Source organism: Stenotrophomonas sp. G4 (assembly GCF_003428825.1).
In the GTDB taxonomy this organism is placed as follows: domain Bacteria; phylum Pseudomonadota; class Gammaproteobacteria; order Xanthomonadales; family Xanthomonadaceae; genus Stenotrophomonas; species Stenotrophomonas indicatrix.
Genome location: NZ_CP031741.1, coordinates 3,759,043 through 3,771,021, shown reverse-complemented (window position 1 = coordinate 3,771,021; position 11,979 = coordinate 3,759,043). Strand labels below are relative to the sequence as shown.

12 protein-coding genes are annotated in these 11,979 nt (G+C 67.9%); 2 read left to right on the top strand and 10 right to left on the bottom strand.

All coding sequences use genetic code 11. The annotated features are described in order from the left end of the window. Window positions 1-63: 63 nt before the first annotated feature. The 3 genes from fhuE to D0Y85_RS17245 all read right to left on the bottom strand — a co-directional run bounded on the left by fhuE (window position 64) and on the right by D0Y85_RS17245 (window position 3,492). Entirely contained in the window at window positions 64-2,223 is a 2,160-nt protein-coding gene (fhuE, locus tag D0Y85_RS17255; protein WP_117311384.1) for a ferric-rhodotorulic acid/ferric-coprogen receptor FhuE, read from the bottom strand. 182 nt (window positions 2,224-2,405) lie between these two features. Continuing rightward, entirely contained in the window at window positions 2,406-2,975 is a 570-nt protein-coding gene (locus D0Y85_RS17250) for a M23 family metallopeptidase (protein WP_117311383.1), read from the bottom strand. A gap of 43 nt (window positions 2,976-3,018) precedes the next feature. Further along, window positions 3,019-3,492 carry an Lrp/AsnC family transcriptional regulator gene (locus D0Y85_RS17245; RefSeq protein WP_117311382.1) on the bottom strand — a complete coding sequence of 158 codons (474 nt, stop codon included), beginning with the start codon at window positions 3,490-3,492 and terminating at the stop codon, window positions 3,019-3,021. 72 nt (window positions 3,493-3,564) lie between these two features. On the opposite strand from D0Y85_RS17245, the gene D0Y85_RS17240 reads away from it, so the two are divergent. Next, on the top strand, window positions 3,565-4,440 hold the full coding sequence (locus tag D0Y85_RS17240; RefSeq protein ID WP_025878667.1) for an EamA family transporter: 876 nt from the start codon (window positions 3,565-3,567) through the stop codon (window positions 4,438-4,440). A 130-nt stretch (window positions 4,441-4,570) separates the two neighbouring features. Here the strand turns inward: D0Y85_RS17240 and D0Y85_RS17235 are convergent, their stop codons facing one another. From D0Y85_RS17235 to D0Y85_RS17220, 4 genes are all read right to left on the bottom strand, one after another. After that, window positions 4,571-5,308 (bottom strand): endonuclease/exonuclease/phosphatase family protein, encoded by a 738-nt coding sequence (locus D0Y85_RS17235; RefSeq protein WP_025878666.1) that lies wholly within the window; start codon window positions 5,306-5,308, stop codon window positions 4,571-4,573. Between the two features lie 52 nt (window positions 5,309-5,360). After that, window positions 5,361-6,176 (bottom strand): thiol:disulfide interchange protein DsbA/DsbL, encoded by an 816-nt coding sequence (locus D0Y85_RS17230; protein WP_117311381.1) that lies wholly within the window; start codon window positions 6,174-6,176, stop codon window positions 5,361-5,363. Window positions 6,177-6,282: 106 nt separating this feature from the next. Beyond that, window positions 6,283-6,933 carry a thiol:disulfide interchange protein DsbA/DsbL gene (locus tag D0Y85_RS17225; protein ID WP_093818001.1) on the bottom strand — a complete coding sequence of 217 codons (651 nt, stop codon included), beginning with the start codon at window positions 6,931-6,933 and terminating at the stop codon, window positions 6,283-6,285. A 106-nt stretch (window positions 6,934-7,039) separates the two neighbouring features. Continuing rightward, window positions 7,040-7,837 carry a c-type cytochrome gene (locus D0Y85_RS17220; protein WP_117311380.1) on the bottom strand — a complete coding sequence of 266 codons (798 nt, stop codon included), beginning with the start codon at window positions 7,835-7,837 and terminating at the stop codon, window positions 7,040-7,042. Window positions 7,838-7,992: 155 nt separating this feature from the next. On the opposite strand from D0Y85_RS17220, the gene yihA reads away from it, so the two are divergent. Next, window positions 7,993-8,595: a ribosome biogenesis GTP-binding protein YihA/YsxC gene (yihA, locus tag D0Y85_RS17215; RefSeq protein ID WP_117311975.1), complete on the top strand. Its 603-nt coding sequence runs from the start codon at window positions 7,993-7,995 to the stop codon at window positions 8,593-8,595. Between the two features lie 94 nt (window positions 8,596-8,689). On the opposite strand, the gene D0Y85_RS17210 is transcribed toward yihA, so the two are convergent. The 3 genes from D0Y85_RS17210 to D0Y85_RS17195 all read right to left on the bottom strand — a co-directional run bounded on the left by D0Y85_RS17210 (window position 8,690) and on the right by D0Y85_RS17195 (window position 11,865). After that, window positions 8,690-9,664, bottom strand: coding sequence for an MBL fold metallo-hydrolase (locus tag D0Y85_RS17210; RefSeq protein ID WP_117311379.1), 975 nt, complete (start codon window positions 9,662-9,664; stop codon window positions 8,690-8,692). 675 nt (window positions 9,665-10,339) lie between these two features. Further along, the gene (locus tag D0Y85_RS17200) at window positions 10,340-11,164 is read right to left on the bottom strand and encodes a helix-turn-helix transcriptional regulator (protein WP_117311377.1); all 825 of its coding nucleotides are present in this window, start codon (window positions 11,162-11,164) and stop codon (window positions 10,340-10,342) included. Then, window positions 11,161-11,865, bottom strand: a complete 705-nt coding sequence (locus D0Y85_RS17195) for a VIT family protein (protein WP_117311376.1) — start codon at window positions 11,863-11,865, stop codon at window positions 11,161-11,163. Before D0Y85_RS17195 ends, D0Y85_RS17200 begins: the two co-directional genes overlap by 4 nt. Window positions 11,866-11,979: the final 114 nt, after the last annotated feature.

Below are 11,979 nucleotides of genomic sequence, written 5' to 3'. Positions count from 1 at the left end.
CCGGAGAGATTCCGGCGCTGCTGTTGCCGCGGTAGCACCGGGCCATGCCCGGCGACGTTTCCTTCAGAACGACCAGGTAAACGTCAGCGAGCCGTTGCGACCATCGCCATACGCACCGTAGCCATTGATCTGCGAGAGGTACTTCTTGTCCAGCAGGTTGTTGAGGTTGGCCTGCACGCTGAACTCCGGCGAGATGCGGTAGCGCACAAAGGCGCTGACCAGTGCGTAGCCGCTCTGCTCGATGCGGCCATAGGCCGGCACCGGGTAGTAGATGCGGTTCTGCCAGTTGGCACCGCCACCGACAGTCAGTTCCTGCAGCGACGGCGGGGTGTAGCTGGTGAACAGCTTCAGCGCGGTCTGCGGCAGGTTGGTGTTGATGTCGGCGTCGTTGGCATCCTTGGCCACGTAACGGGAGGCGCCGAACGTGGCGTTCCAGCCCGGTGCCAGTTCGCCGTTGAGCTCGAACTCGAAGCCACGGCTCACCGTGCCGCGTGCGGCGCGATAGGCGAATTCGTTCTGGCTGCCGGGCACCGGCTCGCCAGTGATCTGGCCGACGTTGTCCTGTTCGATGCGGAACACCGCCAGCGAGGCATTCAAGCGGTTGTCGAACCAGGCGCCCTTGACGCCCACTTCATAGCTTTTGCCATCCACCGGGTCCAGATAGCTGCCGTTGCGGTCCTTCAGCGTCTGCGGCTGGAAGATCTCGGTGTAGCTGGTGTACGCCGAGTAGGTGTCGTTGATGTCGAACACGAGGCCGGCATACGGCGTGGTCACCTTGTGCTGGCGATCCGCGCCTTCGCCCTCGCTCTTCCAGTCGGTGTAGCGCGCGCCGACGATCAGCTTCAACGGATCGGCCAGCGACAGGCGTGCGGCGGCATAGCCGGCCTTCTGGGTGATGGTGCCCTCGCTGGCCAGCGCCAGCGGGTTCCAGTTTGGCTCGCTGATGCTGCCCGTCCAGTTCAGGTAACTGGCGAACGGGTCCCAGCTCTGGCCGGCGCCGCCGACCTGGTAGTCGCCGTAGTTGGCGTAGTCGCGCTTGTTGTAGCTCAGCCCGGCCATGAACTGGTGCTCGCGGCCGAACAGCTGGAACGGACCATCAACGTAGCCATCCACACCGGTGACCTTGCGCTCGGTGTTGTAGAAGCCTGCGGACGGCGAAATGCCCGCACCGGTGGTCTTGTCGAAGTTCGACGCGCCGGTGGTCCAATCGTTGTACGCGGGGTAGAACAGCTTGTCGTCGGCCTTGGTCTGGTCATGCGTTGCGCCGATCTTGAACTTCCAGCCGTTGCTGAAGGCGTGCTGCAGGGTGGCGAACGCGCGCTTGCTGGTGGTGTCCCAGTAGGTCCAGTCCGGGCTGGCGTTGAACGATTCGTCGTACGGGGTCGCGCTGCCGTCGGAGTACAGCATCGGGAAGCCACCCCAGGTCGCGCCGTTGGCGCGCTTCTGCTGGTAGTCGTAGCCCACGCTGAGCTGGGTATCCGGGGTCAGGTCGGCGTCGATCACCGCATAGCCCAGCGTCTTGCGCTGGTTGTAGCGGTCCATCTGCCCATCGGTGTCCAGGTAGCTGCCGATCACCCGGCCGCGCACAGTGCCGCTGGCGTTGAGCGCGCTGCCCACGTCCACGGTGGTGCGGGTGCGGCCCCAGCTGCCGACGTTGACCGACACGCTGCCGGTCAGTTCGGCGCTGTCGGCGTGCTTGCGGATCAGGTTCACCGAGGCGGAAGGATTGCCGGCGCCGCTGAGCAGGCCGGTGGCGCCACGCACCACTTCCACGCGGTCATACAGGGCCAGGTCCAGGCCGGAGTCACCGTAGCTCCAGTTCTGCACCATCTGCGTGGGCAGGCCATCGAACTGGTACGCATCGATGTAGAAGCCGCGCGCATAGAACTCGGTGCGCTCGCTGTCGGACTGGGTGCTGGTGACGCCGGTGGTGTTGCCCAGCACGTCGATGATGTCGTCCAACTGCTGATCTTCGATGCGCTGGTGGCTGATGATGCTGACCGACTGCGGGATCTCGCGCGGCGCCAGGTCGAAACGGGTGCCGGCCGAGGTACGGCGCACCGAATAGCCTTCGGCGCGCTCGCCCTTGACTACGACCTTGTCGAGGGTGGTCGGGTCGGTGGTGGTTTCGGCGAAGGCGGTGGGTGCGACGGCGCAGAGCGCGACGAGCACGGCAACGGACAGCCGCTGCGGCTGCGGGGTACGGAAGGCGGGACGGATCATGCGGATTCCTGCAACGGGCACGCGCGTTCGGCCGTCATCCAGGAGTCGAGGCGCTACGGGTAGGGGAAGGGCGGGCAGGCCGTCCTGGCACCACCGGAAACGAAAGAAATGGTAATACGAACTATTCCTATTTACAAATCATGAACAAACGCGTGCGGCCTCGAGGCTCGGCTCGGTTGCCGTCAGCGGGTGCCCTGCGGTTGCAGCAGCGGCAGCGGGTCCCGCGCGCCGTCGGCGCCGTAGATGCCCCAATGCAGATGGGGCGGCGTGCCCTTGGCGTTGCCGCTGTCGCCGACATGGCCGAGCAGGTCGCCGGGTTGCACCACCTGGCCGCGCGCCAGGCCATCGGCCCAGTCTTCCAGGTGCGCGTAGTAGTAGCGCTCGCGTCCCGGCCCGATCACCCAGACCTGGCGGCCCCCGAGTCCGCTGTCGCGGATGTCGGCGACAACGCCGGGGGTAGCGCTGCGCACCGGCGTGCCGCGCTTGCCGAAGATGTCGATACCCGCGTGCGTGCGGTCGCGCCCGCGCGGTGCGCCGAAGGTATCGGCGATCTGCCGGGGCCGCACGCCGTCCACCGGCACCGGCAGTTGCGTGGCCGGTGGCATGCGCGAGAGTGTCCACAGCATCTTCGGTGCGGCAGCCCACGGGCTGTTCCAGAAGGCCATCGCCGCGATGACCAGGATCAGCAGGAGGGCACCACGCAGCAGCCAGCGGCGCAGGCGTCTGGCGTTGGAGGGGGAAGCGGTGTTCATGCGTCAGCAGTGTAGGAGCAGGACAGGCTCGACGGCATCTGCGTCATGTCAGCGGCACGTCGAACCCGCGCTTCAACGTGCCCAGCGCCACCGACGTGCGGAAGCGCTCGATGTTGTCATCACCGCCGAACAAGCGCTCGGTGATCGCCTCGTATTCCTCCATCGATGCCGCCGAGAGCAGCAGCAGGAAATCGCCGTCGCCGGTGATCGCGTAACACTGCTGCACGGCAGGGTCGTCCTGCACGCGGCGGCGGAACGGGGCGACCTTCCCGCGCTGTTCGCTGACCACGCGCACCTCGACGATGATGGTCAATGGCCGGCCGATTTTCGCAGCGTCGATCACCGCCACGTTGGCGGCGATCACCCCGCTGTCCTGCAGGCGCCTGATCCGCCGCTGCACCGCCGGCGTGGACAGGTGCACGGCTTCGGCGATCTGCCGCTGCGGCAGGGTGTTGTCCTGCTGCAGGAGGGCGAGGATGGCGCGGTCGAAGCTGTCCAGCACGGGGGCGGTGGCCATGGTGAGCAGAAGTTGCGCGGACGGGCCGTCAATTGAGCCAAGTGCTCGCCGCCGACGCAATAGACTGGCGGCATGCAGACGTCTCGAATCGCGCCGATGTTGCCGGCGCTGGCGGTGCTCGGCTCGGTCACCGCACTGGCCATTGGTACCTCCTACGCCAAGCAGCTGTTTCCGTTGATCGGCGCGCAGGGCACCAGCGCGCTGCGCGTGGGCTTTTCGGCGTTGTTGCTGCTGCTGTTCTGGCGGCCATGGCGCTGGAAGACCAGCCGCGTGGATGCGGTCACCATCCTGCGTTACGGCCTCACCCTGGGCCTGATGAACCTGTTGTTCTACATGGCCTTGCGCACGATCCCGTTCGGCATCGCGGTGGCCATCGAATTCACCGGCCCGTTGACGGTGGCGATGCTGTCGTCGCGGCGGCCGATCGATTTCCTGTGGGTGGGTTGCGCGGCGGTCGGGCTGCTGTTGCTGCTGCCGATCGGTGGCGGCCCGGCACTGGACCCGGTGGGCGTGCTGTACGCCATGGGGGCGGCAGCGTGCTGGGGCCTGTACATCGTGTTCGGCAAGCGCGCCGGCCACCTGCACGCCGGGCATTCGGTGTCGCTGGGGCTGCTGGCCGCGTCGCTGGTGGTGGTGCCGGTGGGCGTGGTGCATGCCGGCGCGGCGTTGCTGGAGCCGAAGATCCTGCTGGCCGGGCTGGTGGTGGCGCTGGTGTCCAGCGCGATCCCGATGTCACTGGAAATGATGGCGCTCAAGCGCCTGCCCAAGGAGACCTTCGGCATCCTGATCAGCATGGAACCGGCGGTCGCTGCGCTGTGGGCGATGCTGCTGCTGCATGAGCACCTGCATGGCCTGCAGTGGCTGGCCATCGGCTGCACGGTACTGGCCTCGGTGGGCAGCACGATGACCGCACGGCGGTTGAAGGTGCCGGTGGCGCAGGCGGGGTAGCGACGGGCCATGCCCGGCGGAGAGCGTGCGGACCAACGGTCCGCACCCACCAGGGCAGCGTGCCAACCGGGGTTGGCCCCTACCTGGGGCGGTAGCGCCGGGCCATGCCCGGCGAGCGCAGCGGAAGCGCTCAGCGCAGGGCGTCGGCCGGGACGTCGATTGCCATGGCCAGGGCAAGATGGTCGGAGAACGCAGCGGGCACCGCTTCCACGGTGCGGGTCTGCAGGCCGCTGCTGACCAGGATGTGGTCGATGGCGCGGTCGGGGCGCCAGCTGGGGAAGGTCGGCACGATGCAGCCGGGTGGCTGTAGCCGGGTCTTCTGGTACAGCACCTGCATTTCCGGACGTTCGGCCAGGCAGTTGAAGTCGCCCATCAGCACCGCATTGGGGTGGTCGGACAACAGCTCGGCAATGAAGCCGAGCTGGGCCATCCGCGAACCGGCGCCCAAGGACAGATGCGCTACCGCAACGGCCAGGCCATCGCGGCCATCGCCGAACTTGGCCAGCAGCACGCCGCGCCCGCCGATACGGCCGGGCAGGGCGTGGTCCTGCACTTCCACCGGTTCCAGCTTGCTCAGCAGGCCGTTGGCGCTGGAGGCGACGCCACCCATGCGCCGGTTCGGCTGGTGGCTCCAGTAATTGAAGCCGGCGCGTTGGGCCAGGTAATGGGTCTGGTTGGTGAAGCCCGAGCGCAGGCTGCCCGGGTCGGCCTCCTGCAGGCCGACGATGTCATGACCGCGCGCCAAAGTGGCAATCGCGTCAAGGCTGCTGCGCTTGCGACCCGCCGGCAGCGCATGTGACCAGCTGCGGGTCACATAGTCGCTGTAGCGGCGGGTACTTGAGCCGGCCTGGATGTTGGCCGTCAGCAAGCGCAGGGTCCGTGTTGTGGGGGAAGTCACGGCCGGGAAAACGTCTCTTTGATCAGTGAGCCTGGGCCGCACCGCGTTCGCGGGCGATCAGGTGGTCGGCAATGCGCAGCATGTCCGGGAAGCTCTTGCCCTTCACCAGGTACTTGCCGTTGACGATGATCGACGGGGTGCCGCTGATCTGGCTGCGCTGGGCGAACTGCTTGGCCGAGTTGGTCTTGGCATTGACCGCGAAGCTGCCCATGGTGGCGGCGAACTGCTTCGGATCCACGCCGTAGGCACCGTAGAACTTGGCGATGTCATCGACCGAATCAGCACCGCGCTCGCCCTTCAGGGTCTTCTGCGAGTGGATGGCCGAGTACAGCGCTTCGTGGGTCTTCTCCTGCACGCCCAGGGTCTGTGCGGCGTAGAAGGCACGGGCGTAGTTGTCCCAGGTGCCGCCGAACATGGCCGGCACGTAGACGAAGTTCACATCGCTCGGCAGGCCAGCCTTCCACGGGCCGACCAGCGGCTGGAACGCCGCGCAGGCCGGGCAGACGTAACCGAAGATCTCGACCACTTCGACCTTGCCAGCGGCCGGCTGGAACGGCTGGCCGTTCGGGATCAGCTGGTAGTCGGCGCCTTCCACCGGGGCCGGGCCGGTCAGCGCGGCGGTGGTCGGGGCAGGCGCAGCGCTGGCAGCGGTCTTGTCACCTTCGGCAGCCGGGGCAGCGGCTTCGCCGCCTGCGGCCGGCGCGGCCGGTTCGGTGCTGGCCGGGGTCGCTGCCGGTTCTGCCGGGGCGGTGGTGTTGGTGGTGCCATCGTCGGCCTTGCAGGCCGCCAGGATCGGCAGCAGCGCTGCGAGGGCGAGGGCGGCGAAACGGGTCTTCATGGAAGCGTCTCCAGCATCTGGAAAGGTGGGGCCGGCGTCAGGCGCCGGCCAGAGGGAAATGATGACATGCGGCGGCGACAGCGCCGTGTCGATGGTGTGTGTTGGTTCAGCGGCCGCGGGCGGCGCGGGCCTGGGCGATCAGCGCCGAGGCGATGCGCAGCTGGTCGTCGAAGCTCTTGCCACGGACCAGGTACTGGCCGTTGATGATGATGGCCGGGGTTCCCGGCACCTGGGTGCGCTGGGCGAAGGCACGGGCGGCATCGACCTTCTTCTGTACCGCCTCGCCGCGCAGGGCCTGCGTGTAGCGCTCCGGGGTCACGCCGTAGGCCTTGTAGAAGCTGGCGAGCTCATCGGCCGAGACGTTCTGCATCGGCAGCGTGCCGTCATCGTGCAGGGCCTTGAACACAGCGGCGTGGCTGCGCTTGGCCACGCCCACTTCGTCGGCGGCGTAGTAGGCCAGTGCCCAGGCATCCCAGGCACCGCCGAAGGCGGCCGGGACCGGGGTGAAGCGCACGTCGGCCGGCAGCTTGGCGGCCCAGGCGGCCAGCTGCGGTTCGAAATGGGCGCAGTGCGGGCAGGTGTAGCCGAACACCTCGACCACCTCGATCTTGCCGGCCAGCGGCTGGAACGGGCCAGGCTGGGCGATGCGCTCGTAGTCTTTGCCTTCGACCAGCGGGGCGTTGGCGGGGGTGGCGGCGCAGGCCGCCAACGGCAGCAGCACCAGCAGGGACAGCAGAAGGCGGGGAATCAACCTCATCGACACGCATCTCCGTTGAAAATGACAACGCCGGCGCAGCCGCCGGCGTGAAGGAAACATACCGCAGCGACGGGCCGTCGTGGCGACCGGCGCCGACCAGTGGCGGTCAGGGGGCGGCAGCCGGTCGCGTCGAAGCGCCTTCGGCGGCGAGATCGTCGGCCTTGTTGTGCAGGCCCTGCAGGTAGCTGGAAAGGGCCTGCACCTCCTGCTCGGTCAGCTTCTGCGCCACCGTGGCCATGATCTGGAAGTGCGCCTTGTCGGTCTCGTTGGTCTGCCCGGCCTGGTACTCCTGCAGGCGCCGGGCGACATAGCTGGCGTGCTGGCCGCCGATGTGCGGGTAGGCCGGGCCGGGGTTGCCGGCGCCGCTGGGGCCGTGACAGGCCATGCAGGCCGGCAGCCCGCGCTGGGCGTCGCCGCCGCGGTAAAGCTGCTGGCCGATCTCGTAGAACTTCATGCCCTTGTACGGGCCCTCGGCCACCGGCGTGTCGTCGGCGATGCCGGCGTTGGCCTTCTGCGTGGCGAAGAACGCGCCGATATCGCGCATGTCCTGCGGGGTGAGGTTCTGCACGAAGGGCACCATCGCCACGGCGGCGCCGGAACTGCGCTGGCCATTGGCGATCAGGGCCATCTGCTGGGCGACGTAGCGCTCGCTCTGGCCGGCGATGCTGGGATACATCTCCACCGTGGAATTGCCATCGGCACCATGGCAGGCGGCACACGCGGTGGCCTTGGTCTGGCCGGCCTTGGCGTCGCCCCAGGTGGTCTTGCTGAAATCCACCTCGAGCGAGGCGGTCTTGATCGGGCCGTTGTCGGGCAGCGGGGTCAGCGTGGTCTGCGCAAAGGCAGCAGCGGCAACAACGGCAGTAGCAAGGGCGGATACGGCAAGAACGCGAGCGTGGCGCATGCTGAAGCTCCGTATGGACCGGCCGGGCGGCGGCGGCCGGCATCGCCCGGATTATCAACGCCGTTTCCTTGCACGGTCAACGCAGCAGTGCAGCATTTTCCCGCTGGAAGGCCCCGGGCCGGGCGCGCGGCGCCGCAACATGCGATCCTATGCGCATGTCATTGCTCATCGAACGCGCCCAATACCACCTCTCTGCCCACAACATGGGGCAGCTGCCGCCCGATGAAGGTTCTGAAGTGGCCTTTGCAGGTCGCTCCAACGCCGGCAAGTCCAGCGCGCTCAATGCGCTGACCCGCCAGAACAGCCTGGCCCGGGTCTCCAAGACGCCTGGCCGGACCCAGCAGCTGGTGTTCTTCCAGGTTACCCCCGAGGCCCATCTGGTCGATCTGCCCGGTTACGGCTACGCCAAGGTGCCGCTGGACCTGCAGGCGCACTGGCAGGCCTTCATCGACCGCTACTTCCGCACCCGCGAGGCCTTGAAGGGCCTGGTGGTGGTGATGGACATCCGCCATCCGCTGAAGGACTACGACCGGCAGATGCTGGCCTATGCCGTGCAGCGTGGCCTGCCGGCGCATGCGCTGCTGACCAAGGCCGACAAGCTGAGCCGCAGCCAGCAGATGCAGACCCTGCAGAAGGTACGCAAGGAACTGCATTCGTCGTTCGGCGATACGGTGAGTGTGCAGGTGTTCTCCGGCTCGGCCCGTACCGGCGTGGATGAAGCCCGCGGCATCATCGGCGGCTGGCTGGGGCTGGAATAAGGCGCTCCACTGCGCTCGCCGGGCATGGCCCGGCGCTACCCTGGTGTTTTCCGTCACCGCGATCCGGTAGCGCCGGGCCATGCCCGGCGGCACATCATTTCAGTGGCGAGTATTCCGCCGGTACCCACGCATAGGCCTGGCCTTCGCTGCGCACGTGCCCCAGCCCGGGGAAGGGCAGATGCGCGCCGGCAACCCACCAGCCCTTGGCGGTGGCTTCCTGCAACAGGCTGCGACGGCTGGCCGTAGCCGCCTTGCGATCCGAATCGGCCTCGAATGCCGCTTCCGGGTGTGCGAACTGCACGGCATGGAAATGCAGCACATCGCCCCACACCAGCAGTGACTGGCCCTGGCTGTCGAAACGGTAGGACACATGCCCCGGTGTGTGGCCGTGGGTATCCATCGCCACCGCGTGCCCCGGCAGGGCGTCGCCAGGCTGGAAGGTGTGCAGGCGACCGGCGGCCTGGTACGGCGCGATCGCGTTGCGTGCCAGCGCGAAGGCAAAGCGCACGCCCTGCGGTGCCGTGGCTTCGCTGGCCGGGTCGAGCCAGTAGCGGGCATCGGCCTTGGACAGCCACACCGTCGCATTCGGATAGGCCGGCTTGCCCTGTGCATCGAGGATCCCGCACAGATGATCGGGATGGGCATGGGTCAGCAGCACCTCATCGATCTCGGCCGGGTCTACGCCGGCCGCACGCAGGTTGCCCAGCACTTGGCCCTGGTCAGGGCCGAAGCACTGCGCGGTGCCGGCATCGACCAGGGTCAGGTGCTTGCCCTGGCGCACCAGGAAGGCGTTGATCGCGGTCTGCAGGCCCTTCTTGTCTTCGGGCACATAGCGGCCTTCGAGCAGGCGGCTGACCAGCGTTGGCGGCACGTCGACCACTTCCTGCCGGCCGAGCGCAACCACGCCGTCGAACAGGGCCGTGACCTGCAGCGCACCGATGCGCTGGTGTTGCACGCCCGGCACCTGCTGGGTGGGGGCGGGCGAGGTGGCCTCGGCCAGCGCAGGCAGCGGCAGGGAGGACAGGGCCAGCAGGAGGGCGGCGTGCAATGGCAGATGACGCAGGGTCATGACGGTTCTTCTCGGTGAGTGATGGGCAGGCCCGTTGCGCACAGCGTGCCGTGTTGCGCGTGCGTGCGGCGCTCAAAGCACTGCGCGGAATGCTCAATGGGGGTTATCGGCAGGGCTGCGCCCTGCACCCGCAGAGGCAACAGCAACGGCAACGGCCGAAGCAACAGCAGAAGCTGGTTTCCTGTGGGATGGCGGGGTGGGTCCGGTTGCGGGGGACGCCGTAAACCCATCCATGGGGGCTTGGCCGCGGCATCCATGCCGCGGACACCCCCGCAACCGGACCCACCCCGCCTTCGACAGGTTTCTGCGATCTGTCGGGATGGCATGGCCTGCTTTTGGTGGGTGTCGACCTTGGTCGACACGTAGATCCACGCCATGCGTGGATGCTCTTCGAATTCAATTCGGAATCATCGAAATGAATCGAATGGAATTGGAGGAAATCATCCACGCATGGCGTGGATCTACGGGCCGCCGGGAAACTGTCGAAGGCGGGGCGGTGTGGGTATGCAGGACCGTTGGCGCCATGGATGGCGCCATCGAGCCCCCATGGATGGGTTTACGGCGTGTCCTGCATACCCACACCGCCCCGCCATCCCACGGAATGCACGCTGTTGCTGTTGCTTCGGCTGTTGCCGTTGCCTCTGCGGATGCAGGGCGCAGCCCTGCCGAACAACCCTAGATATCTGTGGGAGCCAGCCCGTACTGCTCGGCGAAGCGCTTGCTGAAACTCGCTGCGGAACGATACCCCGCGCGTGCTGCCACGGTCTTCAGCGGCAGGTCAGTGGTGTACAGCAGCTGCATGCCATGGGCCAGGCGCGCTTCGGTCAGCAGCTGGCGCAGGCTGGTGGCTTCGGCGGCCAACCGCCGCCGCAGGGTCGCACCGCTCAGCGCGAAGTGCGCTTCAACGTCGCGCGACTGCCAGTCGCGGGCCGGTTCGGCGGCGATGCGGTCGCGGATCTGCTCGCCCAGCGTCGGTGCGTGCGGCAACAGCAGGTTGCCGTGGCCCTGCCGGCACCACGCCAGTACCAGCGTGGCCAGCGCCAACCGCGCTTCGCTGTAGTGGCCGTCCTGCAACGACTGCCGCCAGCTGCGCAGTACCGTGGCGTGATCGCCCAGCGCCTGCCGGGCCAGCGCCGCTCCGGCCGTTGGCAAGGCCCCGCTCCACAGCGTGCGCGCCGCCGCCAGGACTTCCGTGCACAGCGGCACGATCGCGCTGAGGTAGCGTCCGGTCTGCGGGTCCGGTGTGTTGACCACGTCGATGCGGCAGCGCTGGGTGATCAGCAGGATGTCGCCCGGGACGAAGGTCAGCGACTGGTGGGCGGTACGTACCTGCTTGCGGCCTTCCAGCAGGATGGCGAACTGTGGCTGCGGAATCTCCACCGAACTGGCACCATGCTCGCGGCGGGCGGTGATGCAGGCATAGCCCTCAGCGCGCTGGCAGCCGGCCAGGCTGGCCATCTCCGCCAGTAGTGCCATGGCGGTGGGGGGCATGCCGGTCATATGACGTGCGCGCCCAGCAGGCGACCGACCGCGGCCGCGGCGGCCATCGCCAGTGCACCCCAGAACATCACGCGCAGGGCGCCGCGCGTGGGTGATGCGCCACCGGCGCGTGCCGCCATCGCGCCGGTCAGGCACAGGCCGGCCAGCGTGGTGACCGTGGTGACCGTGGCGACGTGCTGTACCGGCGTCAGCAGTGCGGTCAGCACCGGCAGCGCGGCGCCACAGGTGAAGGCGGCGGCCGACGCCAATGCGGCCTGCAACGGCCGCGCGCGCAGTTCCTCGGTGATGCCCAGTTCGTCGCGCGCGTGGGCACCCAGCGCGTCGTGGGCGGTCAGCTGTTCGGCAACCTGGCGCGCCAACGCCGGCTCCAGCCCGCGATGGCGGTAGATCGCGGTGAGTTCGTCCAGTTCGCTGTGCGGGTCTTCGTGCAGCTCGCGCTTCTCCATCGCCAGATCGGCATTTTCGGTATCGGCCTGGGTCTGCACCGACACATACTCGCCGGCGGCCATCGACATCGCGCCGGCCACGGTGCCGGCCACGCCGGTGGCCAGGATCGTGCTGGCCGAGGCGCCGCTGGCGGCCACGCCGACCACCAGGCCGGCGACCGAGACAATGCCATCGTTGGCGCCCAGTACGGCGGCCCGCAGCCAGCCGACGCGATCGGCACGGTGCAGCTCGGGATGTCGTGAATGGCGGCTCATGGTCCTGAGTGTACGAGGGTCAAGAGGGTGTCGGTAGGATGCTGAAACCCGTCACCGTCGCATGACGTAACGAGCCGCCACGCTATAGTGCGCCCTTGCGATGCAAGGCTCCCA